Raw genomic sequence first — 24,790 nt, forward strand, 5'->3', positions numbered from 1 at the left:
GCACGACCAACTTAGCTAGATAGCTTGGCAGATAAGCATTTTTAAGTCATTAAGGAATTTCTATGAATAATTCAGGTTCTATTAATATGAATGTTTTTCGCTCGAACGTATCGAGACTTAAGTCATCTGTATCAAATATGAAGATAAAGAATAATACGGATACTTTTAGCAAAACGAACATCACTCCGTTTACGAAGGATTTAGAGCAAGTAACAGAAGCAATCGAGTTATTGAATCGGTATAAGCTTATTTTAGAAAATGACATTGATACGTTAGAGAGAACTGGAAATGAATTGCAAGCAATGGACTCTGATTTAGCTAATTATAGAAATAATATTTCTGGACCGCAACCGATCCGATAACGTACAAAAACGAGGGGAGAAAATTGGGGAAACGAGTAAATCTAGAAGAAGTAGTAGATTTTCAGGATGAATGGAATACTCATGTGACAGAGATTAAAAACAGCCTTACAGAAATAGAAACAGACATTGAAAAAATATGTCATTTAAATTCTTTTTCAGGTGTAACAGCAGATCAAGCAAAGGGTTATTTTAATGATCTACACCTTACCGTATTGACAACTTTTGCTGGGTTACTTACAGATTTATCCGACCAGGTAAAACACAATATAACTTCATTTCAAGCGAAAGTAGATGGCAATAAACGTGCTATTGTGAAACATAATTATTTGCAGGATATAAAAGAAGAAATTAAAGAAGAATATACAGCATTACGTGAATGCCATAATGAGTTTATTGACATTGTTCGGAGCGTTTCTGATATTACTCATGCAAACCTCTCATCCTTTTCAACAATAAGGAATAACAAACAAACATTGATTGCGCATAACAGTAATGTACAAGACGATCTGGATGCATTTACCTATACAGGTCGAAGTAAAACAACCAATATTGATCATATTTTAAATGAGGTAAAAGTGACATTAAATCGAACAAGTGAGTTAAACGGAAATACCAGATTCACAGATTATCGTCAGAACTCTATAAGCAGTGGCTTGTCAGCACTGAAGAAATATAATCAAACTTTAGGGGTTTCTGAACAAATGGATGAGGATTCCATTGAATATTTGTCTTTAAATGCAATTGAGAAAGCAAATAATACGGCAATAAAAGATATGGACGAAACAGTGAAAGGGATTCTGAATAACGCTCTTACCGATTTAAAGAACGGTAAGATCAACAGAGAGACCTACTATCAAATCTACAAAACGATGTTAAAATCCAAAGAAGTGTTAACAGAAGAAGAGTTGAAAAAAGAAGTACCTGCAGGGGTCTTAAGCTATTTATTTGAAAACAAAGTAAAACTAGGGATTGATGTGCTGTTCAATTCAAATAATGCAGCAATAAAATATTTAGGACAATCAACCATAGACCTAGGAAAAACAACTGACGAATTAGCAACAAGTATAAAAAATATTGGAGGATTATTTAGCAAGCTTTCTAGTAGGGTAGGAGGTGCTGTTGTAAACATTGGGAAGTATACAGCTAAGAAAGCTGCCTTTATTACAAAAGTAGGTAAAACCGTAATGGGCACAAGTAAAGTTTTAGGCGGCACGTTTACCGCAGTTAGTGCTATAGCTGGATATCATGAAGACATTCATGTTAAAGGGAAAACAGTTGGAGAAGCCGTAATGCATAATGGAACAAGCGTGGTTGTTGGTATGGCTGGAGGTGCCATAGGTGGGGTGATAGGGACGACACTAGCTATCAGCAATCCTATTGGTTGGGCGGCGGTAGGAACTTTAGCAGTCGGAACTGGTTTGACGTGGGCATTTAATTGGGCATACGATAAAAATTTTTTAGGATTACAGGATGGATTGGATGCAGTGGGGCAAAAGGTAGATAACTTTGGAGAATCGATTGTAGATACGGCAAAGAATGTTGGTGAAGCAATCAGTAACGGACTAGAGGAAATGAACCTAATGAATTGGGGATGGTGAATTCATTGAAATGTATTGTAATAAAAATAAGGAATACAAGGTTTAGAGCATTAAAGATAGAAGGAGATACTTATACCTTAGATATGAGTCAGTCAGTATGGAAAATTTTGTTTCCTTTTTTAACTTGGCTACTGCCAAATACCGTTTATCAAGTAGATGAAGAAGTGTTAAATGAAAAAATAGGATCTGTGGAAAACAATACTAAAAATAATAAAATAAGTGTACTTTTTTTCAGCGGCGTTAGTATATTTTTAGCCAACTTGCTTCGCCCACTAACAGATTTTTTTGACTTTGAAAGCACCTTATTAATCAATTGTATTCTCACAGCTATTATGTTAATTATAGCCACAACTTTTCGTTTTTATTTAAGTCATCAGAATAAAAAAGAATTTTACAAAATCATTGAACCACATTTAATATTAAAAAAAAATATTTGGATTAGACCACAGTCCTTAAAACATCTTTTGAAGAGTTTAACTGTATATCTTGGTATGCTAATTTCTTTCTTGTTTACGTTCGCCTTATTTTTTACCTATAGTAATATAATGGCACTAATATGGACAATGGTTTTTTCATTATTTTTATCAGTTACAAATGCAACAACTGTGATAGAAGGAACTACCACAGTCAAATTTAAAGAAAAAAGGTAATGTTATGAACCCGATTGATTTGGGATGGTGATTATTTATGAGATGTAATGTTAAAAAAATAATGAATACAAGATTTAGAGTGTTAAAGGTGGAAGGGGGCAATACGTATACCATAGATATGAGTCAATCAGTATGGAAAATAATGTTCCCCTTTTTAACTTGGATACTGCCAAATACCGTTTATCAAGTAGACGAAGAAGTGTTAGATGAAAAAATAGGATCGGTGCAAAACGATACAAAAAACAACAAGGTAAGCATACTTCTGACTGGTGGTATTGGCATAACTATAGCTAACTTACTTCGCCCACTGACAGAATTTTTTTACTTTGAAAGCACCATTGTAATTAACAGCATTATTGCAATAACCATGTTAATTCTAGTCGCTACCATGCGTTTTTATTTAAGCCATCGAAATAAAAAAGATTTTTATAAAAAAATCGGACCATATTTAGTATCAAGAAAAAGTATTTGGATTAGACCACAATCGTTTAAACACTTTATGAAAAGTTTATTAATATATTTTCTCTTATTAATATCTTTCCTAATTATGTTTGTTTTATTTATTACAGACAGTAATATGATGTTGCTAATAAGTGCTACAGTTTTTTTGTTAGGTTTATCAATTGTAAATGGATTAACTGTTAATGACGGAAGTACTACAGTAAAATTCAAAGAAAAAAATAAATGATATGACCCCAATTGATTTGGGAGGGTATATTTGTGGAATGTGAAGTACACTACGTAATAAAAAACGTAAGATACAGATTATTAAAAGTTGAAGGGAAGACTTATCTATTAGACATGGATCGTTCGATATGGATAACTTTATTCCCATTTCTAATATGGAGCTTACCCAATCCCCTTTATCAAATAGATCAAGAAGAACTCAATGAAAAACTGCAAATTTCAAATAATAAGAAAAAAATCAACAAAGGTAATACTCTACTATTGAGTGGGGTTGGAATATTTATAGCAAATTTATTAAGACCTTTGGGTGATTATTTTAATGTTTCAAGCACACCAGTAATAAATGTTTTTTTTACTTTCACTTTTTATTTTAATAATTATTGTATTACGTCTTTATATAAGTAATAAAAATAAGAAAGCTATTTGTGAATTAGTCAACCTGAATTCTTCAAAAAAAGAACGTATTTGGCTTAAGCCAGAATCGTTTAAGCATTGTATTACCATTATTGTTTTTTATAGCAGTTTAGTATTTTTTTCCTTGTATCTATTGTCGGATTTATTGAAAATGGTAACATATTAGCACTAATATTCGGCCTGTTTCTTTTCATATGTTTATCATTCTTTAATATAGTGACGGTCAGCAATGGTATTACTAAAATAGAATTCAAAAAAGTAAAGAACAAGGCGTAGACTATTTGTCTCTTCTAAGTATTTTTGTGGTGGTCTATCTCTAACGTATTTGAAATGGATTGGGTGTAGTTAACTCGATGAATTGGGAATGGTGATTTTTATGAGATGTAATGTTAAAAAAATAATGAATACAAGATTTAGAGTGTTAAAGGTGGAAGGGGGCAATACGTATACCATAGATATGAGTCAATCAGTATGGAAAATAATGTTCCCCTTTTTAACTTGGATACTGACAAATACCGTTTATCAAGTGGACGAAGAAGTGTTAGATGAAAAAATAGGATCTGTGAAAAACAACACAAAAACAAACAAGGTAAGCATACTTCTGACTACAGGTATTAGTATAACTATAGCAAACTTGCTTGAACCGCTGACAGATTATTTTTACTTTGAAAGCACCATTGTAATTAACAGCATTATTGCAATAACCATGTTAATTCTAGTCGCTACCATGCGTTTTTATTTAAGCCATCGAAATAAAAAAGATTTTTATAAAAAAATCGGACCATATTTAGTATCAAGAAAAAGTATTTGGATTAGACCACAATCGTTTAAACATGTTATTAAATGTTTGTCAGCGTATTTTTTTACTCTAATTTTTTCCCTGTTTATGTTTATCTTTTTTATTACCTACAGTAATGTGGTTGGGTTAATAATTACAATGATTTTTTGGTTAATTTTATCAATTTTAAATGGAACTACAGTAATAGAAGGAACTACTACAATTAAGTTTAAAGAAAAAAAGGTAATGTTATGAACCTAATGAATTGGGAATGGTGATTTTTATGAGATGTAATGTTAAAAAAATAATGAATACAAGATTTAGAGTGTTAAAGGTGGAAGGGGGCAATACGTATACCATGGATATGAGTCAGTCAGTATGGAAAATAATGTTCCCCTTTTTAACTTGGATACTGCCAAATACCGTTTATCAAGTGGACGAAGAAGTGTTAGATGAAAAAATAGGATCGGTGCAAAACGATACAAAAAACAACAAGGTAAGCATACTTCTGACTGGTGGTATTGGCATAACTATAGCCAACTTACTTCGCCCACTGACAGAATTTTTTTATTTTGAAAGTACCATTGTAATTAACAGCATTATTGCAATAACCATGTTAATTCTAGTTGCTACCATGCGTTTTTATTTAAGCCATCGAAATAAAAAAGATTTTTATAAAAAAATTGGACCACATTTAGGATTTAAAAAAAGTATTTGGATTAGACCACAATCGTTTAAACACGTTATTAAATGTTTGTCAGCGTATTTATTTTTTCTGATTTTTTTCCTTATTACGTTTATTTTATTTATTACTGATAGTAATATGATGTTGCTAATAAGTGCAACAGTTTTTCTATTATTCTTATTAATTTTAAATGGAACTACAGTAATAGAAGGAACTACTACGGTCAAATTTAGAAAGGGAAATTATACTTAATTTAAGTGGACAGAGAAAACTGCATTCATTTATTATTTGGTAGTTTTAAAGAAAGTAAATATGAAAAATGATTTGAAGTATTAAATAATTTAAAACTTTACATTAATAAAAATCACATGGAAGGGAAGGAAAAGTGTATGTTACCAATTGGCTCAATCGTTTATTTAAAAGAAGGAACGAGTAAGCTTATGATTTTAAATAGAGGTCCGCTCCTTGATCAGGAAGGCGAAAATATAATGTTTGATTACTCTGCTTGTTTTTATCCTCAAGGCTTAGTACCTGAACATATCTTTTATTTTAATAATGAAAATATCGATGAAGTTGTATTTGAAGGTTTTAAAGACGATGAGGAAGAACGTTTTCAAAAGGTATTCCATGAATGGAAGGAAGAAAATGAAGAAAAATTCATTGAAGGAAAAGTAACAGAACCACTTAAATAGATTTTAATTTACATGCTAGTTATAAATCATATTTAAATACATTAATTTTATTTTAAAGGAGTAAAACGATGAAATTCTAAGAATATATTAATTTATTGAGGGAGGGAGTATTTTGGGACAACGAGTAGATTTAGCTGAGGTGAGAAATTTTGCTGATGATTATTATTCTTATGTAAATAATCTAATAGATCAATTTTTAGATGTTAAATCAGCTATTAAGCAAATAAATAGGATGGATTCTTTTAAAGGAAGTGCAGCCAATCGTGCAAAAGGAAGCCTACATAATTTTCACATGCAACTATTACAACACTTTGAAAATTTGATGATTGACTTGCTTGACAACATAGATAATCATATAGGTACCTTTTTATCACAAATAGATAGTAGTGATCAAGCAATTATTCAGGGAAATTACCTCTAGGATAAGGAAAAGGATATACAGGGAAAATATATGGATATGGCAGATTTCTCTTATGATGTTAATGATATTGTTAAAAGTGTCGATGATATAAGCAGTGCATCCGTGCCTAATTTTTCTTTCTGTATTAGAGGACAAGCATGCTGCATCAAAAGCGATAGGCAATTTAAAAAATGATTTATCGCGTTTCTCTTCTACTGGAAAAGGACGAATTAATCAGATTGAGAATGTTTTATCTGAGATAGAATAGTTGCTTTCGAAAACAACTAAACAATCTAGCAACGGGAAATTAGCGTCGTCCAATTTATTTTTAAATCATTCAGATGCTACATCAAATGTTTTATATGGTTTATCACAGAGTAGATCGTTCTACACAGGTTCAAAAATGATAAGTGCAACTCAAAACGGAAATATAATTAGAACGGTGGAACACAAAGATTATCGAACGGGAAAATACTCGTATCGTCTGACAACAAATCAAGGAGGTTTAGAAGCTTTAGGAGTTAAGCCGGATTTCAGAGCACAAAGTGATTTTAATTATCTATTACCTAAAAACAGAGCAAGATTGAATGAAACTGATCTTGTTCGAGCAAGAAATAATCAAACAATATTAAAAGCTGCTAACGGTGATAAATGGACAAATAATGGAAGTGAGGTGAAAGAGTTACACCCAGAAATACAATATTTTCGAGATGAAATCAATGTTAAACATGTTAGTAAATCCATCATGAAAGGTGCTTACGATGGAGTAAAAGATGGATTTAAAGATGCAATAACTTTATTTAAGAAAAGTCAAACTATACTTAAAAGTTCATCAAAAGCATTGGGGGCAGCAGGTTTTGGCTTAACTGCATACACTAACTATGATGAAGCCCTAAAAGATGGATTAAGAGGAAAGGACGCCTATGTTAGAACTGGGGTAGATACAACTGTTGATACGGTTGTATCTGGAGCTGTGCAAGGAGCATCTACTGCATTTTTTACAGTAGCAATTCCTATACCAGGAGTAGGAACAATAATTGGAGCATTAGTGGGTGTTGGAGCAAATTATGTATTAAATCATAAAGGAAATAACAAAAAATCCATATTGGATCGTATTAAAGGCTGGTTTCATTAATGAAGGGGGAAAATGTATGCTGCAACAATTAACAGAAAAAGATTTTTTAGTTTTAAGAGGTCCTTTTGAATCAAAAAGGCAAAGTCCAAAGTCATTAGGAGGTATATTAATGCTAGGCATGTTACTTCAAGTACTGCTTTTGTCGGCTGAGTATTATGGTAGTCAATATTCAACTTTTCCTTTTAAAATTGAAATTTTTAAAATTCATTTAATTATATCAATCATATTGGCTGTAGGCTCCATCATTTTTGCTATCCCCTCTGTTTATATGCGATATCAAAAAATGCAGTATTTTATAAATACGTTAGTTTCACAAAATTTAGGAGGGCTTTCTTTTTATATTTTAGCATTACTAGTATTAGGAAATGATTTATCTGATAAGTCAGAAGAGTTACTAACTTTCACCTATATAACATTAATCATTGGATTAGTCATTTTTATTGCTACATCTATTCGTTTTTATATGTTATTAAAAAAAGGGAAATATAGAAAAGGGACAAATAAAGATCAACAACGGAGATATTTTGAAACTAATTCATTACTTCCCATTGTCATTCCAGCAGGTATTGGTATCGTGTTTATGATCCAATACTTAATAAGAACTTTTAATTTTGGTGGAGTAGACACTATAGTAATGTCTACATTAATGGTTGTACTTTTTTATGCGATGCTATTTGTACTTCCGGAGCAATTAGTTTTACAGTACTGTAAAACCCGCTTTGATAGCTTTAACTACGAACAAAATGGCCTACTAAAACCAGTGCGTGATGAAGAGGGTAATATTATAATGGAGTAATTATCAGGAGAATGCAAACAAATAGAATCTCTTGAAAGTAAATCTAGTAATGATGTGCACACATCTATTATCTGATAGATTAAATAATAAATTTGATGCGGAGAGAAATGCGAATGTTACAAAAATTAACGGAACAAGATTTTTTAGTATTAAGAGGACCTTTTGAATCAAAAAGGCAGAGTCCAAAATCAATGGCAGTTGCTTTGATTTTTACATTGCCTTTTCAAACGCTATTTTTATTTTTGGAAGACTTCGTTGCGGAATACTCAATGTATCCATTAAAAGAAGAGGTTTTCAGCATTCATTTAACCTTATCAATTACATTGATGATATTTCCTATTATTTTTGTCATACCACCTATTTATAAGCGATATCAAAAATTACAGTATCTAATAGTTACGTTGATATCACAAAATTTATTTGGTGTATCAGCTTATATATTGGCTCTACTAGTTTTAGGAACGGTGATAACGAACAATATAAATGCTTTACTAACTTTCACCTATATAACATTAATCATTGGAGTAGTTGTTTTTATTACTACGTCTATCCGTTTTTATGTGTTATTAAGGAAAGGAAAATATAGAAAGGGAACAAGTAAAGATTACCAACGGAGAACTTTGGAGAGTAAGTCTCTATTACCTGTGTTAATCCCCTCAAGTATAGGGGTTGTGTATATTATACAGTTTCTAATAAGAAATTTTGATTTATATCAATTTGATAAGCTGCTTATGTGCGTACTTGGTATAGTGTTATTTTATGCAATGCTATTTGTACTTCCAGAGCAATTAGTTTTACAGTACTGTAAAATCCGCTTTGATAGTTTTAACTATGAACAAAATGGACGACTAAAGCCAGTGCGTGATGAAGAGGGTAATATCATAATGGAATGATTATCAGGAAAATGCAAACAAATAGAATCTCTTGAAAGTAAATCTAGTAATGATGTGCACACATCTATTATCCGATAGATTAAATAATAAATTTGATGCGGAGAGCAAAGCGAATGTTGCAAAAATTAACGGAACAAGATTTTTTAGTATTAAGAGGTCCTTTTGAATCAAAAAGGCAGAGTCCTAAATCAATGGCAACTGTTTTGATCTTTACAATACCTTTTCAAACGCTATTTTTATTTTTGGAAAACTTCATTGGGAAATACTCAATATATCCATTAAAAGAAGATGTTTTCAGCATTCATTTAACCTTATCAATTATATTGATGATATTTTCTGTTATTTTTGCGATACCACCTATTTATAAGCGATATCAAAAATTACAGTATCTAATAAATACGTTAATATCACAAAATTTATTTGGTGTATCAGTTTATATATTGGCTCTACTAGTTTTAGGAACGGTGATAACGAACGATATAAATACTTTATTAACTTTCACCTATATAACACTGATATTTGGAATAGTTGTTTTTATTACTACGTCTATCCGTTTCTATGTGTTATTAAGGAAAGGGAAATATAGAAAGGGAACAAGTAAAGATCACCAGCGGAGAACTTTGGAAAGTAAGTCTCTATTACCTGTGTTAATTCCCTTAAGTATAGGAATTGTGTATATTATACAATTTCTAATAAGAAATTTTAATTTGTTTCAATTTGATAAATTGTTCATATGCATACTTAGTATAGTTATATTTTATACGATGCTATTTGTACTTCCAGAGCAATTAGTTTTACAGTATTGTAAAATCCGCTTTGATAGTTTTAACTATGAACAAAATGGCCGACTAAAACCAGTGCGTGATGAAGAGGGTAATATAATAATGGAGTAAAGTTGTGTTTAAAATTTATACTAGTTCAAAAGAGATGTTGGGGGGTGAAAGTGAAATAGTGTAAAGATAGAAAATCAAAATCTACTATAGATGTCATTAAAAAGGAGAGATTTATATGCTGAATAAAATTCCTGAAGAAAATTTTTTAGTCTTGAGGAGAAATTTTGAATCTGAGCTACAGAAACCTTCTCAACTGGGAAGAATATTCTTTGTAATCATTTTTTCACAGGCTATTTTAATGGCTTTAGAATTTTTTATTAAAAGTTACTCTATTTATCCCAATATAGACAGTTTAGTCACTGGGCATTTAATTGTTTCAATTATATTAGGTCTTTTTTGTATTATATATGCTATTCCTGCTATGTATATGAAATCACAAAGAATGCAATATTTTATATTTATACTTGCAGGTCAAAATTTGTTTACAGTATCTATGTATTTATTAACATTAATTATTATTAGTGCAGAATTTGAAACAGACAGTGAAACATTATTAAATTTTACGAGTATTATGCTAACAATAAGCATTATATTAGTGATATTAAAGGTGATTATAGTACTATTTCAATTGAGAAAAGGGTCGTATAAAAAAGGGTCCAAAAAAGATAGATTAAGAGGCAGATTGGAATCAAACAGTCTATTTTCGATTATATTTTCGTTAGGAATTGGTGCAACCTTTATTGTACAATATTTTATTAGAAATTTTGAATTTAATGGGATTGATATTCTAATTATCGCGACAATATTTACTTTGTCTAGTTTGTTTGTATTATCATTGTTACCTGAACAAGCTATCACATTATACTGTAAAATCCGCTTTGATAGTTTTAACTATGAACAAAATGGCCGACTAAAACCAGTGCGTGATGAAGAGGGTAATATAATAATGGAGTAAAGTTGTGTTTAAAATTTATACTAGTTCAAAAGAGATGTTGGGAAATGAAAATGAAAATAAAAATAGAAACAAGAGGCATGCAATTTGATCGTTTGCTAGTTTATCAAACAGTACAATTGCGAGGGAACTGGCAAGAAGGTATATTCCTAATGGAAGGCTAAACATTTATAGAAGAGGAGAAGAGTTTTGGACAATTTCAATACAATATGCCAACAAATGAAGAAGAAATGGTAGTCGAGATTTTCTTACCTATTGAAGAGCAAGAATTTCAATCAGTGGCTGATGAGCAAATTTTTTTCCAAAGTTATTTTTCCATTTATCCAATGGTAATGACGAGAGTGACAGGAAATTTTACTGAACAGTCCCAAATAAAATATTGGGAGTTGTTTGAGTATCTAAATCGTAATAGTTTAGAGCAAAGAACGCCTGTATTTGTGGAATACAAAAGAACACCTGCTAATAATACATATGTAGAAATGAGTGTCGGAATCTAAATAAATGGTACACTAATGTGAAACAATGTAGGTGAAGTAAAGCTAGAGGAATTTTAAAAATATAATATAGTGAGGAGAAAGAATATGAAAAAAGGCATGTTAGCATTATTATTAGTATTATTAGTTATTTTATCAGGATGTAACTTCATAAAAGATGCCGCTTCAGAGATTTCTAAAAGGGGTAAAGAGGAAACGGAAGAAACAAATAATCAGGAACTTGAAGCAGAAAAAAATAGTGGAGGTATTGGTGAAGCGGATGTAACTTCTTCTGATGATGTTCAAGATCTTAAATTACAAATACAGAAAGCAGATAAAGAGGCTGGCATAACCGTTGAGAATAGTGAGCTATATAGTTATTTAGACGAAGTAGTGAAAGCTGATCCAAAAGGAGGCATACCTAATGACTTCAGTTTATTTCCTAATGACATTGTAGCTAATGAAGACGGGAGCTCTTCTATTTTGTTTATTGCAGTGAATCGATTACGTGCACCAATAAAAAGTATATATTTTGATTTGACATTAGGAATTAAAGATGGTGGCTATATATTTGAAAATGAGCCAGTACTTCTAGATGAAGAATATATAGGAGTTATTGAAAAAGATAGTGCTATTCCGTTTTTAATAGAAATAAATCAAGCAGACGAGGCTTTATTTACAGAATTAACTGAAGAAAATATTAATATGCAGATAGACAATCCTGATATAGAATTTGAAAAATAAATGATCAGAGCAATTGGCTTTAGAAAAGTAAATGAAAACTGAGTTATTTACATTTTATAGCGTCTAGGTAGGGGAAATCACCTTTCTTATATGGTGCTTGTGCTTATATACAATAGATTAGTTCTTCCCTTATTCAAGTATTTTTTGAATAAGGGAGATATGTTTCGTATAAATGCTATTGCAACTATATTAAAGTGAACTTGCACCTTCATATAGAGCTATGTTCTTAAAATCACAACGTTTTGTGTGATTAATATGTTGTTAAATGAAGTGAAAACATTCACATTTGATTATTTAATTTCTCCACAAATGAATCACAGACTTGAATTTACAATTGTAATTCCTACCTTCCTATTTCGACTTTTCATCATATTGAATATTACTATATATGTAATAACATCGCATTCCCTAAATAGAAAAAAAGGAACACCGCATCCATTTATTAACTTTAGATACAAAATAACAAACAGATGATTTTAAAAAGATAAAAGCAACTACTACAATAGAACATGTACATTTCCAAATATCTTAAGGAGGATAGCAAAGCCCAATTGGATAAACGGTGCTGTTTTGCTATCCTTCAATTTGTGCTTTTAATTATCTATTCTGCCCTTGCCTTATGTATATATAATAGTAACAACTAGCCTTTTGATTTGTTTTTTTTCTAGCATATAGTAAGATAGAAAAAAATCATATTATTTTATACAATAAAGAGGGTTAACTATGGAATTTATTGAAATAGCTAGGCAATCGCAAATAGATCGATCAACACTTACACTAGTAATTGGTTGTTTTGATGTTTTTCATAAAGGAAAGAAACATGTATTGGAAACAGCGAATCAATTAATGAAAGATGGACAGGAAAAATTAGTTGTCATCGATCCAAGTCTTTTTTTAAAATTAAAGAAAGTAACATCAGAGAAAACAAAACGTCAATTATTGAAGCAATATGATGTAGGTGCATACAGACAACTATATCCTGAAGAAGGAAAAACAATGGAAGATGCTATCATGGATGCACTATCTGAGTTAACGATTCGATGTATTGTAGTTGATCAAGAATTATTAGACAACAGCCTCATTTCAAGTGATTTACTTCAGAAGCTCAAACAGATTAATACGCAAGTAAAGATCGCCTCTAGTGTGAAGATAAATGAAGATACGATCACTGATAAGATGATATATAATTTAATAACGAATGGTCATGTAGAACAAGTACAAGGGTTATTGGATCGTCCTTATACCATTATCGGTAAAGTAGCTCACGGTGAAAAACTAGGCAGGAAATTAGGCTTTCCTACGCTTAATTTGGCAGAGGTAGGTAGATATGTAATGCCAAAGCCTGGAGTATATTTTGGTATTGTTGGAATACATAATGGAGATGTTATTACAGATTATTATAATGTATTAATTAGTGCTGGATATCGTCCGACAGTAAATGGAAAAGGGTTTTTAATTGAAGCACATATTTTAAATTACGCTGGGGATCTTTATGATCACAAGGTGTCCGTTTCATTTCTACATTTTATGCGTGAAGAAAAGGATTTTTCAGATTTAGATGCATTAATTAAACAAATGAACCAAGATAAAAAAGATGCGGAGCGCTTCATTTCTATTTAGCGAAAATCAATAATATAAAAAGTAGGTGTAATATATATGAAAATAGTAGGAGTTTCAGGAGCATTAGCTGGATGGAAAACGAATGTAATGGTGCACCATGTATTAGAAGCAACGAAACAAATCGATTCTAATACAGTAACGGAATTAATTGACTTGCGTGATGTAGATATAGAATTTGTCAGGGGAGAGCCATTGGCATTTTATAATGATGATACATTTCAAGTCGTCAATAAAATAATAGAAGCAGATATTGTTATTTTCGGCACACCGATTTATCAAGCTTCCATTACCGGTGCTTTGAAAAATTTGCTTGACCATTTACCAGTTAATTCTCTAAAACAAAAAGTAACTGGAATAGTTACAACAGGATCAATCGACAAGCATTTTCTCGTATCTGAATATCATTTAAAGCCTATCCTATCTTATTTAAAAGGTTTAGTCCCAACGATATCAATATTTGCACATAATGACTCATTTAATGATATAAATGAAATTATTGATGCGTCACTAATGGATCGTATCGATGCACTTGCTACAGAAGTCATTCAACTTCAAGCAAGTTTAAAGAAATAAGTAGTTATAGTAAATAAAAGGATAGGACAAATTACTTGCTTAAGCCTTTTACTTTCTACATAATAGTCCATAGTGTAAACATACTTACTGATTCATATAGTAGAAAAAGTAAAAAATGGGGGAAAAGAAAAATGAATATATTAGTAGTAAAAGCAAACAATCGACCTGCTTCAGAAGCAATATCAAGTAAGATGTATGAGGCATTTATGGAGTCTACATCCGATTTAAATGTAACAACATTTGATATTTTTGCAGAAGATATGCCTTACCTTGGACAAGATTTATTTGATGCATTTGGCAACCTGCAAAGCGGTCAAGAACTGACAGAAGTGCAGCAACGTTTATTAACTGCCAAGCAAAAGGCAAAAGATGCTGTTGTTGCAGCAGATTTAATTGTGTTTGCTTTTCCATTGTGGAATCAAACAATTCCAGCGAAAATGCAAACATTTATTGATTATATTTATGAAGCAGGATTTGCGTTTAAATACGATCAATCAGGAAACTTACATCCGTTATTGACAGATAAAAAAGCGATACTTCTAAATGCACGTGGTGGAATGTACAATTCTCCAGAGACAGATCGTTTAGATATGGCTGTAAATTATATGCGTAATGTATTAGATGGCGTTTTTGGTATGGAAATAATCGATGAAGTGATTATTGAAGGACACAATGCAATGCCAGACAAAGCGGAAGCAATTATTGTAGAAGGATTAGAAAAAGTGAAAGCGGTAGCTAGTAAATTAGCAATGAATAAAGTGGCACAATAGTTAGTGATGAAGTCCTCGATCAAGCTCGAGGGCTTTTTTCATCATAATGGCTGACTCACCACTAGATATTTTTGTCATCATTCATCTAGAGAATCGTGCTTTTGTCATTCATAAAAAAATAGGTATATGAAAATGATGAGAAATCTTGACCAAATAAAGCAAGGAAATAGTTCATTATATGTTAAAATAAACTGTTCACACAATCCAAGAAAATTCAAATTATTTAGGAGTTGTTTTATAAATTGAATAAAAAAGACCTTGCTGCTTTTCGCAGACAATTTAAAGTAGATAATGATACATTAAAAATTTCTGATATTTTTAATGTATATGTCATGAAGGAATCAGATGAAATTTACCACCACCAAAGTCAACCTTTTGAAATGCTTGAAAGAGAACAACAAGAGCTGTTTATGACTAATTTCAAAAAAGTATTAACCGGTCAATTAGATGAGAAATTATTTGAATTGCGATTTGATTCGAAGGCTGAAAATAGTAGTCAGTTGATTCTACATAAAGCGTTACTTAGTGAACGTGCAGAGGATTGGAAAGAACAAATGCTAGCGCTCGTTGAAAAAATGCTGAAAGATAAAACATATGATATGGATATCGTGATTACATTTATCCGTGGAGAATATTTGAAGTCTACCAAACGAAAAAATGAAGAAGCAGAGGATAATGGATTTGAACCTGTTTATTCCCATCCTTTCATTTTATCCAGTGTAAATAAAACACAAGATCCAAGAAAAGAACTGCTGTTTGATTATGTTGAAAAAACGTTCAAATATAATATTGTAGTAGATCCTGTCATTAATTTGAATGCGCCTTTGAAAGGATTTTTGTTCCCGTGCTTTACCAACTATACTGCAGATGTGAATCATGTCCTTTATTCAACGGGGAAATCAAATGAGTTGGATATGGATTTTATTGAAAATGTGCTAAATGCAGAAGATTTTATGACTGCCGAAGAAGATAAAGCGGTTTTTGAAGAAATCGTAAAGCATGTAACAGACAATAAAATAAATACGACTACGCTTTCTAATGTGTACGAGGAAATCAATCGTACCATTGAAGAGCATGAAGAAGACGAAGCGGCTAAATTAGATTATAAGGATGTCGAGCAAGTACTGAAAATGAGTGGTGTGGAGGATGTGAATACAGAGAAGGTAGAAGCTGCTTTTCACAACGTCATAGATGATAAAGCATATGAGCTAAAGGCAAGTAGTATTTTACCAAAATACCAATCGAAATCGATAAAAATCAAAACGAAAGTTGCAAATATAGCGATTAGTCCTCAAGATTTAAAATATGTAAGGCAAGTAGATTTTTTCGGGAAACGTTGTTTATTAATCGAAGTCGAAGAGGACACAGTAATTGAAGGATTTACGATGATACCAGAAGCGCTCACTACCAAAGGTGATTCGAAAGCTGATCAAGATTAACTTGATGCTGTTTGGCACGTCTTGTTACTAAAGCCCATACGATATATAGAAGGATGTATGTCGAACAGGAAAAGAGGGGCTATATGTATCAATCAAGTTTGAATCAAGTACCTAGTTTAGTTACTTATGCTGTAGGAGATGTAACGGGTGATGGTGTATTAGATTATGTTTACTTAACGGCATTTAAAACAGCAGATAGTCCATACTTGCATCGGATTACTTTATTTGTTCAGGATGGTCGAACGGGAGCTGTTTGTAGTGTTGTTTTACCTGAAGGTAGTGGATATGAACCTACCTTGTTTTTAGGAGATTTTACAGGTGATCGAGTGGAAAATATTTTTATTAGTGTTGCTACAGGAGGCAGTGGAGGAATTTATAACCACTATATTTACGCTTTTTCAAATGATGCACCACAATTGCTATTTAATTCCGCGTTATATAATCAGCAGTATCAATATGAAGTTACGTATCAGGATCGATATAAAGTTTCTGTTTTAAGTGAAGAAAATGGATTGTTATATATTATTGATATTTCAACAAGAGATCAAAGCTATTTAGATGAAATATACGATGGTGAAGGGAATCTCAAGGAACCGATAACCGGTTTTGTTAATCCATTAAGCGGTATGTATGCTGTTGATTTCAATTATAATGGTGTATATGAGTTGCTTTGTTATCAAAAAGTTGCTGGTAGATATAATGCAGATGCATTAGGTTATGTGATGAACACACTAGGATGGCAAACGAATCGGTTTGTTTTAGGTAACCAAAACGTAGCTATCTACGGAACAGGGGATTGTCATTAAATTATTAATGATAAACATTACGATTTTATAGAGAAGAGGCTTGGACATAAGTAAAAGGTGATTATCAAAAGACGAATTTTAATTCTAAAAAGAAGAATTAAGGTTCGTCTATTTGTTTGAAGCAACCATTAAGCTTGAAAAATACACGACACTCCTCGAAAATGAAGTGCAATTTTCTTCGTGCGATGTATTCCTTGTCCTGCAGGAACAGCACGAGCTGAAGCCGTGCCTGCGGAAAGGGAGTTCATTTCCACAGCGTTGTTTGTTCTGCTATATTAAAATAAATGTTCGGCTTTTCTCTTAAAAAATGTTGTTTTGTCCCAGCAACTTTTATCGCTATTTTCGTATAGATTATTACTATTTTCCCCGCGGTTGCAACATGAAAAAGTTAATATGCGAAAAGAAATTTATATGAAATAAACTACTTTGCATATTAAACATATTAATACCTATCGTAAGCATTTAAAGCAGTTTATGTAGGGGTTTCAAAATATTTTCATCAAGTATTTCTACAACTATTTATACATCTAATAAAGTAAAAGATTTTCTTACAAAGAACAAGTGAAACAATTATTATTTTTCACTTGTCATAAGTCCAATTATAATGTCTTAGATGCGTTAAGAAATGTATAAATAGCACTTAATTACTGTGTATTTTAATTTTGTTCTTCTAATTGTCCTAATTTTGCTACATAGTCGATTAAGAAATGAAAGAAAATAAGTGGAAAGATTGAACCTATTCCAATATAAAGGGCAGAAAAGATTAATCCAAAAACAGTTGTGCTTAAAAATCCAGTTGTGAAGCCTTGATATGTGTGAGCTAATCCGAACAATAGTGAAGAAAAAATTATAATCAACCAAATAGAGAAATTAGGGAACAAATAAGCTATAGCAAAAATCAAAAAACCTCTATATATGATCTCTTCAGTAATGCCTGCTGTTAACGAAACATAGTTCCATATTTTTTTTTCCTTATTAGTAACGGGTAATATTTCTGAAAAGCTAACATTATCCCATTCTTTCTGTTTTGCTCGTGACAGGTTGATCCTAATCTTATCGCTAAAATGATAGCCAATGGAATAATATAAAATATTAAATAAATAGAGAAAGGCAGTAAAGAATAAAGAATAAGTAACGAATGGTCCTAAAGTATCAGTGTTAATGTTAGGGACAGATAAACCAATGTCTTTTAATGTTAGTTCTGTAAAGAAAGTCAACAGCAATATAAAGACTGTAGGAATCCAAAGACCGAGTATCGAACTTCTATAAAACTGCAATCTCGCATTTTGATTTTCTTTTACATCATCTTTGAATTTTTTGAAATCGAAATATCCGATAATTGGTTCGTATAATAATGTAAAGATAATTACTAGCCAGAAACCATACTCCATAAAATTCACGCTCCCTCTTTGTTTATTTTACCATTATATTGAACAATATGGTAGTAAAAGAAAAATATATGAAAACGTCCTTTTTTATATAAATTGAGAAACCTTCTTGTAATAAGATAAATGAATCATTGAAAAAGCTAAATCAGATCCAATCGATGCAATGATAAAAAATATTGTCCATTTTGTCAGGTGACAATTTGTTCACAAGCAATTAAATGTCCAAATGGTTCTTCAAGTCTGGATATAGAGCCTAACAAGAATGAAGCTAACAAACCTTGGTTACGGTTAAACATAAAGAAAAACAAAGAGCGTGTCCGTTAAACCTATTCAAGTGATGTTTATAAAAAATCCTCATGTTTTCTGTCCCTATACATATAATGATTTGTAATAAAAAAAGAAAGGGTGAGTGAGTGGGAATTGATTTAGCAATGGAACAAGAAATTGATCTCTTTCATCAAGGTGATTCCAAGTATAGCTATCGCCTATTAGGTGCGCACGAAGCTAGCCAAGATGGTGATGATGGCATACGTTTTATCGTATGGGCGCCACATGCAGCCCAAGTCAATATCGTTGGAGCATTTAATCAATGGAATAGTAAACATCATAAAATGAAAAAAATCAATGATCGTGGCCTTTGGCATCTGTTCATACCGAACCTCAAAAAAGGGATGATGTATAAATATGAAATAATTACTAATCAAAATAAGGTCCAATTGAAAGCAGACCCATATGCCTTTTTTAATGAACTGCGTCCGAATACTGCTTCTATTATTTATCCAACACAGCATTATAAATGGAACGATGAGGAATGGATGAAGCAAAGAAGAGAAGCGAACGTATATGAATCTCCGTTGTCTATTTATGAGATTCACTTAGGTTCTTGGGAACATATTGAACGCGAAAAATACTTTACATATGCGGAGTATGCCGAAAAGGTCATTCCTTATGTAAAAGAACTAGGGTATACCCACATTGAATTATTACCAATCAACGAACATCCATATGACCGCTCTTGGGGTTACCAACTAACCGGTTATTATGCAGTAACCTCTCGTTATGGTACACCAGAAGACTTTCGGTATTTTGTTGATTGTTGTCATCAACATGACCTCGGTGTGTTATTAGATTGGGTACCTGGACATTTTTGCAAAGATGACCATGGGTTACGACAATTTGATGGAGAGGCTTTATATGAATATAAAGATTCGAGAAAAGCAGAGAACCATACTTGGGGAACGTTAAGTTTTGATATTGGTTGTCCAGAGGTACAAAGCTTTTTGATTTCAAATGCTATCTACTGGTTAAAAGAATTCCATGTGGATGGACTACGTGTAGACGCAGTCGCTAACATGCTTTATTTGGATTATGACAAAGAACATGGACAATGGGAACCAAACAAATATGGCGGAAGAGAGAATATAGAGGCGATTGATTTTTTAAGGAAAATGAATGAAGCAATATTTGAAGAGGTTCCAGATGTGTTAATGATGGCTGAGGAATCTACGACTTGGCCGCTAGTAAGTCATCCGACTTATGTCGGTGGATTGGGTTTTAATTACAAGTGGAACATGGGGTGGATGAACGACATTTTAAGGTATATGGAAATGGACCCAATTTATAGACGATATCATCATCATTTAATTACGTTTTCTATGATGTATGCTTTTTCCGAAAATTTTGTTTTGCCAATTTCACACGATGAACTTGTTCATGGGAAGAAGTCATTACTAAATAAGATGCCAGGTGATTATTGGAAAAAGTTCGCTAATCTAAGGTTGTTTCTAGGCTATATGTTTACCCACCCTGGAAAAAAATTATTATTTATGGGATCGGAATTTGGTCAATTTGATGAATGGAAAGACATGGATCAATTGGATTGGAATCTTTTTTCTTTTGATTCTCATCAGCAGATAAGCAACTACGTCAAAGAACTACATCAATTATATAAACAATATCCTGCATTGTGGATATTAGATCATAAACAGGCAGGATTTACATGGATTGATGCAAATAATTATGAACAAAGTATTATTTCTTTTATTCGCAATGATAAAGATAACTCTGAACAATTAGTCATTATATGTAACTTCACACCGGTAGTTTACCATAACTATAAAGTTGGTGTACCTAAAACAGGTTTTTATCAAGAGATATTTTCTAGTGATTCTACCGGTTTTGGAGGTTCAGGACAAGTGAATGGTCTCAATATAGAATCGAATCATACACCTTGGCATAACCAAAATCAACATATAGAAATGACGATTCCACCATTGGGAATCAGTATATTAAAAAGAAACAGTGTATCGTCATAACTGATTAAAGGGGAGAGGCAGCATGAAGAAGAAAGAATGTGTAGCAATGATATTGGCTGGCGGACAGGGTACAAGATTGCAATCGTTAACGTATGACATTGCAAAGCCAGCTGTCTATTATGGCGGAAAGTACCGAATCATTGACTTCACCCTAAGTAATTGTACTAATTCTGGTATGGATACAGTTGGTGTGCTTACGCAATATGAACCACATGTATTAAATGATTATATTGGAATTGGTTCAGCTTGGGATTTAGATAGAAACTATGGTGGTGTTTCTTTACTGCCTCCTTACATGCAATCTAAAGGTGGTGATTGGTACAAAGGAACGGCAGATGCCATCTATCAAAATATGAAATACTTAGATTATTACCAACCGGAGCATGTATTGATTTTATCAGGGGATCATATTTATAAAATGGATTATGCAAGAATGTTGGAATTTCATCAGTCAAGCCAAGCAGATGTAACTATTTCTGTCATACAAGTACCAATGGAGGAAGCCAATCGATTTGGGATTATGGATACAGATGAGGTTGGTAGAATTGTTGATTTTGAAGAAAAACCAACTAATCCTAAAAATAATCTTGCTTCCATGGGGGTTTATATATTTCGGTATGATGTGTTAAAAAAATACCTGATTTCAGATGCAAATGAGATTGACTCTTCACATGACTTTGGCAAGGATATTATTCCAACCATGCTTGCAGATGGTAAACAATTGATGTCTTATACATTTGATGGCTATTGGAAAGATGTTGGAACGATTCAAAGCTTATGGAAAGCAAATATGGATTTATTAGAAGATGTCTCACATTTGAATTTGCATGATCACAAATGGCGTATATATTCAAATAATCCAAGTTTACCTGCTCAATTGATAGGTTCATCTGCAAAAGTTAAAAATGCAATAATTGGGGAGAACTGTCACATACATGGGGAGGTAGATCATTCTGTTTTATTTTATGGCGTCGATGTGGCCAAAGATGCTGTGGTTACGGATTCTATTATTATGCCAAATGTTAGTATCGGACAGGGAGCAAGAATTCACCGGTCAATTGTCATGGAGGGAAATGCAATTAAAGAGAATAGTATGATTGGAAATGGATTAAACGAAGGAGATATTACGGTCTATGTCGGTAGTAATAATAATAAAGATCAAAACTATGTAACTATGATGAAATAGGAGAGATTGGATGAATCGTATTGCAGGAATAATTAACTTAGATCCAGAGATTGATAGCATGAATGAATTAACATATTCCAGGTGTATGGCGGCTGTTCCTTTTGGAGCAAGATATCGCATGGTCGACTTTACTATATCAAATATGATCAACGCAAATATCGATTCGATAGCTATTTTCACTAGAAAAAAATATCGCTCGTTGCTAGATCATTTAGAGCAAGGGAAAGCTTGGGATCTCGATCGACAACACGGTGGACTGTTTATTTTACCGCCTGATTGGAATGATCCAACAGATATATCTAAGGGAGAATTACAACACTTTCATAATAATATTGATTTTATCCACCGAGTGCAAGCGGAATATATTGTTGTATCCGGTTCACAACATATTTGTAATATAGATCTGCAAGCTGTTTTAGAGGAGCATATTACGACAAAAGCCGACGTAACAGTTATTTATAAACATGTGGAACAGTTGCATCATGAACATCGATTTACAAATAAATTAACTGTAGACGATAATAGTCGAGTAATTGAAATAGATTATGAGAAAGAGAATCCGCATGTATATATGAATATGTATATCATGAAGAAAACAACATTATTAAATTGGATTGAATTGTGTATCGAAAAAGGTTATACAAACTTATTTCACGCAGCAATTAAACCGAATCTGTCTTCCCTGCATGTGCATGCGTATCAATACAGAGGTGCTCATGCCTTTATACATTCTGTGGAAAGTTATTACCGAAATAGTATGCGATTATTAAATGATTACTTTTATGATAGTTTATTCCAAACCGAAGCACCGATTCTTACGAAATTAAAAAATGAGACACCTGCTACTTATTCCGATAACTCCCATGTCGAACGTTCAATGGTTGCTAATGGTTGTCATATTTCAGGTAATGTGAAAAACAGCATATTATTTCGTAGTGTAAAAGTAGGAGAAGGAGCAACAATAGAAGATTCAATTATTATGCAACGGTGTGAGATTGCTTCTGATGCTGTATTAAAACATGTCATTTTAGATAAAGAATGTACTATTTCTAGTGGGCAAGTATTAATTGGCACAAAAGAAAATCCATTTGTTATAGAAAAAAGGCAAAGGCTTTAATGGGAAAAAGGAGTAATTTACTTTGAAAATCTTAATGGTAGGCTCAGAATGTAGTCCTTTTGTCAAATCAGGTGGTCTAGCGGATGTATTAGGTTCGCTTCCACGAGCATTAAAAAAACAAGGTGTAGCAGTGAAGATCGTATTACCAAAGTATCAGGAGATGTCTGAGGAATGGAAAGAGCAGCTTACTTTATTGGGTACATACCGTGTTCAGCTTGGCTGGCGAAATCAATACGCAGGCATTGAGTCACTAAGCTATGATGGTATTACTTTTTATTTTATCGATAATGAGTATTATTTTAAACGATCAAATTTGTATGGTTTTGGTGATGAAGCAGAACGATTTGTGTTTTTTAACCGATCTATTTTTGAAATGCTACGAATTATTGATTGGATTCCCGATGTTATTCATTGTCATGATTGGCAGACAGGGTTAATTCCGTTATATTTGCATACACATTATCAAAATGATCCATTATTTCATAAGATAAAAACTGTCTTTACTATTCATAATTTAAAATACCAAGGGATTTTCCCAACTTCTATTTTACATGAGCTAATGGATTTAGATTATCAAGTAATGCATGAAGACGGGGTTGAGTTTTATGGAAATATAAATTTCATGAAAGCAGCGTTAAATTATGCAGACAAAATTACGACAGTGAGTAAAACATACGCTGAAGAAATTAAAACGGATTATTATGGAGAAAATTTAGATGGTGTTTTAAGAAAAAAATCTGATCAACTCACTGGCGTAATTAACGGTATTGATACTGGTTTATATAATCCTGCAACAGATAAAGTAATTTCAGTTAACTACCAACAGTCTTTTGAGGAAAAACTGAAAAATAAAGCGATATTGCAAAAACAACTCGGACTTCCTGTTAATGAGTCTATCCCATTGGTTGGAATTGTTTCAAGACTTGTAGAGCAAAAAGGGTTTGATCTCATTGCAAAAGTAGTCGATGAGTGGCTTGATCATGATGATGTTCAATTAGTTGTATTAGGAACTGGTGATGATGCCTATGAGTCACTATTTCGTAATTTACAGTATCGCTATCCGAGAAAAGTAGTCGTGGTAATTGATTTTAAAGAGACTCTTGCAAGACAAATCTATGCAGCTAGTGATCTATTTTTGATGCCATCTCGTTTTGAACCATGTGGTATTGGACAATTATTAGCACTTCGTTACTTATCTGCACCAATTGTTCGTGAAACAGGTGGTTTAGCTGATACAGTAACGTCATTTAACGAGGAAACAAAGAAGGGAAATGGCTTTACTTTTAAAAATTATAACGCCCACGATATGTTATACACGATTCGTCGTGCACTTTCTATTTATCAGAATAAGCAAACATGGCAAAAGCTCATAGTAAACATGGCTGATAGTCATGTGTCATGGGATGATGCTGCTAAAACGTATCTAGAAATATATCAATCTACTGTTAGCTAAGCGAATGTTGCATGTCGCATAAGGGTTATTG

28 protein-coding genes are annotated in these 24,790 nt (G+C 32.3%); 27 read left to right on the forward strand and 1 reads right to left on the reverse strand.

The features are described 5' to 3' along the window. Window positions 1-86: 86 nt before the first annotated feature. The 23 genes from ACH6CY_RS13545 (at window position 87) to ACH6CY_RS13655 (ending at window position 17,300) form a co-directional block, all read left to right on the forward strand. Window positions 87-362, forward strand: a complete 276-nt coding sequence (locus tag ACH6CY_RS13545; protein WP_374067897.1) for a TIGR04197 family type VII secretion effector — start codon at window positions 87-89, stop codon at window positions 360-362. Between the two features lie 23 nt (window positions 363-385). Continuing rightward, on the forward strand, window positions 386-1,960 hold the full coding sequence (locus ACH6CY_RS13550; RefSeq protein WP_374067865.1) for a T7SS effector LXG polymorphic toxin: 1,575 nt from the start codon (window positions 386-388) through the stop codon (window positions 1,958-1,960). A 5-nt stretch (window positions 1,961-1,965) separates the two neighbouring features. Continuing rightward, complete coding sequence (locus ACH6CY_RS13555) at window positions 1,966-2,610, forward strand: DUF443 family protein (protein WP_374067866.1); 645 nt, start codon at window positions 1,966-1,968, stop codon at window positions 2,608-2,610. A gap of 61 nt (window positions 2,611-2,671) precedes the next feature. Beyond that, window positions 2,672-3,298: a DUF443 family protein gene (locus ACH6CY_RS13560; RefSeq protein ID WP_374067867.1), complete on the forward strand. Its 627-nt coding sequence runs from the start codon at window positions 2,672-2,674 to the stop codon at window positions 3,296-3,298. Window positions 3,299-3,330: 32 nt separating this feature from the next. Beyond that, on the forward strand, window positions 3,331-3,702 hold the full coding sequence (locus ACH6CY_RS13565) for a DUF443 family protein (RefSeq protein WP_374067868.1): 372 nt from the start codon (window positions 3,331-3,333) through the stop codon (window positions 3,700-3,702). Further along, window positions 3,641-3,877, forward strand: coding sequence for a DUF443 family protein (locus ACH6CY_RS13570; RefSeq protein WP_374067869.1), 237 nt, complete (start codon window positions 3,641-3,643; stop codon window positions 3,875-3,877). Before ACH6CY_RS13565 ends, ACH6CY_RS13570 begins: the two co-directional genes overlap by 62 nt. Window positions 3,878-4,111: 234 nt before the next feature. After that, on the forward strand, window positions 4,112-4,744 hold the full coding sequence (locus ACH6CY_RS13575) for a DUF443 family protein (protein ID WP_374067870.1): 633 nt from the start codon (window positions 4,112-4,114) through the stop codon (window positions 4,742-4,744). Between the two features lie 52 nt (window positions 4,745-4,796). Next, entirely contained in the window at window positions 4,797-5,426 is a 630-nt protein-coding gene (locus ACH6CY_RS13580) for a DUF443 family protein (RefSeq protein ID WP_374067871.1), read from the forward strand. Window positions 5,427-5,563: 137 nt separating this feature from the next. Beyond that, entirely contained in the window at window positions 5,564-5,866 is a 303-nt protein-coding gene (locus tag ACH6CY_RS13585) for a DUF4176 domain-containing protein (protein WP_374067872.1), read from the forward strand. A 112-nt stretch (window positions 5,867-5,978) separates the two neighbouring features. Further along, window positions 5,979-6,287: a T7SS effector LXG polymorphic toxin gene (locus ACH6CY_RS13590; RefSeq protein WP_374067873.1), complete on the forward strand. Its 309-nt coding sequence runs from the start codon at window positions 5,979-5,981 to the stop codon at window positions 6,285-6,287. Window positions 6,288-6,381: 94 nt separating this feature from the next. Next, window positions 6,382-6,534, forward strand: coding sequence for a hypothetical protein (locus ACH6CY_RS13595; RefSeq protein ID WP_374067874.1), 153 nt, complete (start codon window positions 6,382-6,384; stop codon window positions 6,532-6,534). Next, window positions 6,535-7,401: a hypothetical protein gene (locus tag ACH6CY_RS13600; RefSeq protein ID WP_374067875.1), complete on the forward strand. Its 867-nt coding sequence runs from the start codon at window positions 6,535-6,537 to the stop codon at window positions 7,399-7,401. 16 nt (window positions 7,402-7,417) lie between these two features. Continuing rightward, complete coding sequence (locus tag ACH6CY_RS13605; RefSeq protein ID WP_374067876.1) at window positions 7,418-8,197, forward strand: hypothetical protein; 780 nt, start codon at window positions 7,418-7,420, stop codon at window positions 8,195-8,197. Window positions 8,198-8,310: 113 nt separating this feature from the next. Further along, the gene (locus tag ACH6CY_RS13610; RefSeq protein ID WP_374067877.1) at window positions 8,311-9,090 is read left to right on the forward strand and encodes a hypothetical protein; all 780 of its coding nucleotides are present in this window, start codon (window positions 8,311-8,313) and stop codon (window positions 9,088-9,090) included. Window positions 9,091-9,203: 113 nt separating this feature from the next. Next, window positions 9,204-9,983, forward strand: a complete 780-nt coding sequence (locus ACH6CY_RS13615; protein ID WP_374067878.1) for a hypothetical protein — start codon at window positions 9,204-9,206, stop codon at window positions 9,981-9,983. Between the two features lie 115 nt (window positions 9,984-10,098). Then, window positions 10,099-10,878: a hypothetical protein gene (locus ACH6CY_RS13620; RefSeq protein WP_374067879.1), complete on the forward strand. Its 780-nt coding sequence runs from the start codon at window positions 10,099-10,101 to the stop codon at window positions 10,876-10,878. A 206-nt stretch (window positions 10,879-11,084) separates the two neighbouring features. After that, entirely contained in the window at window positions 11,085-11,372 is a 288-nt protein-coding gene (locus ACH6CY_RS13625; RefSeq protein WP_374067880.1) for a DUF5085 family protein, read from the forward strand. Window positions 11,373-11,456: 84 nt separating this feature from the next. Continuing rightward, a complete protein-coding gene (locus tag ACH6CY_RS13630) occupies window positions 11,457-12,092 on the forward strand; it encodes a hypothetical protein (protein ID WP_374067881.1) in 636 nt (211 codons plus the stop codon). Between the two features lie 723 nt (window positions 12,093-12,815). Then, on the forward strand, window positions 12,816-13,712 hold the full coding sequence (locus ACH6CY_RS13635) for a riboflavin kinase (RefSeq protein ID WP_374067882.1): 897 nt from the start codon (window positions 12,816-12,818) through the stop codon (window positions 13,710-13,712). A 36-nt stretch (window positions 13,713-13,748) separates the two neighbouring features. Beyond that, window positions 13,749-14,285 (forward strand): NADPH-dependent FMN reductase, encoded by a 537-nt coding sequence (locus ACH6CY_RS13640; RefSeq protein WP_374067883.1) that lies wholly within the window; start codon window positions 13,749-13,751, stop codon window positions 14,283-14,285. A 131-nt stretch (window positions 14,286-14,416) separates the two neighbouring features. Beyond that, a complete protein-coding gene (locus ACH6CY_RS13645; protein ID WP_374067884.1) occupies window positions 14,417-15,055 on the forward strand; it encodes an FMN-dependent NADH-azoreductase in 639 nt (212 codons plus the stop codon). Window positions 15,056-15,297: 242 nt separating this feature from the next. Continuing rightward, window positions 15,298-16,494, forward strand: a complete 1,197-nt coding sequence (locus ACH6CY_RS13650; RefSeq protein ID WP_374067885.1) for a DUF4317 domain-containing protein — start codon at window positions 15,298-15,300, stop codon at window positions 16,492-16,494. A gap of 83 nt (window positions 16,495-16,577) precedes the next feature. Next, complete coding sequence (locus ACH6CY_RS13655; protein ID WP_374067886.1) at window positions 16,578-17,300, forward strand: VCBS repeat-containing protein; 723 nt, start codon at window positions 16,578-16,580, stop codon at window positions 17,298-17,300. Window positions 17,301-17,956: 656 nt separating this feature from the next. Here ACH6CY_RS13655 and ACH6CY_RS13660 read toward each other — a convergent pair. Beyond that, on the reverse strand, window positions 17,957-18,691 hold the full coding sequence (locus ACH6CY_RS13660) for a CPBP family intramembrane glutamic endopeptidase (RefSeq protein WP_374067887.1): 735 nt from the start codon (window positions 18,689-18,691) through the stop codon (window positions 17,957-17,959). Between the two features lie 410 nt (window positions 18,692-19,101). Here ACH6CY_RS13660 and glgB point away from each other — a divergent pair, with 410 nt between their 5' ends. Genes glgB through glgA form a run of 4 tightly spaced genes read left to right on the forward strand, consistent with a single transcriptional unit; the run spans window position 19,102 to window position 24,759 of the window. Further along, window positions 19,102-21,003, forward strand: a complete 1,902-nt coding sequence (gene glgB, locus ACH6CY_RS13665) for a 1,4-alpha-glucan branching protein GlgB (RefSeq protein WP_374067888.1) — start codon at window positions 19,102-19,104, stop codon at window positions 21,001-21,003. A 22-nt stretch (window positions 21,004-21,025) separates the two neighbouring features. After that, a complete protein-coding gene (locus ACH6CY_RS13670) occupies window positions 21,026-22,189 on the forward strand; it encodes a glucose-1-phosphate adenylyltransferase (protein ID WP_374067889.1) in 1,164 nt (387 codons plus the stop codon). Window positions 22,190-22,199: 10 nt separating this feature from the next. Beyond that, window positions 22,200-23,306, forward strand: coding sequence for a glucose-1-phosphate adenylyltransferase subunit GlgD (glgD, locus tag ACH6CY_RS13675; protein WP_374067890.1), 1,107 nt, complete (start codon window positions 22,200-22,202; stop codon window positions 23,304-23,306). A 22-nt stretch (window positions 23,307-23,328) separates the two neighbouring features. Then, the gene (glgA, locus tag ACH6CY_RS13680; RefSeq protein WP_374067891.1) at window positions 23,329-24,759 is read left to right on the forward strand and encodes a glycogen synthase GlgA; all 1,431 of its coding nucleotides are present in this window, start codon (window positions 23,329-23,331) and stop codon (window positions 24,757-24,759) included. The last annotated feature ends 31 nt before the right edge of the window (window positions 24,760-24,790 follow it).

Source organism: Paraliobacillus sp. JSM ZJ581, from assembly GCF_044383835.1.
Lineage (GTDB): Bacteria > Bacillota > Bacilli > Bacillales > Amphibacillaceae > Paraliobacillus.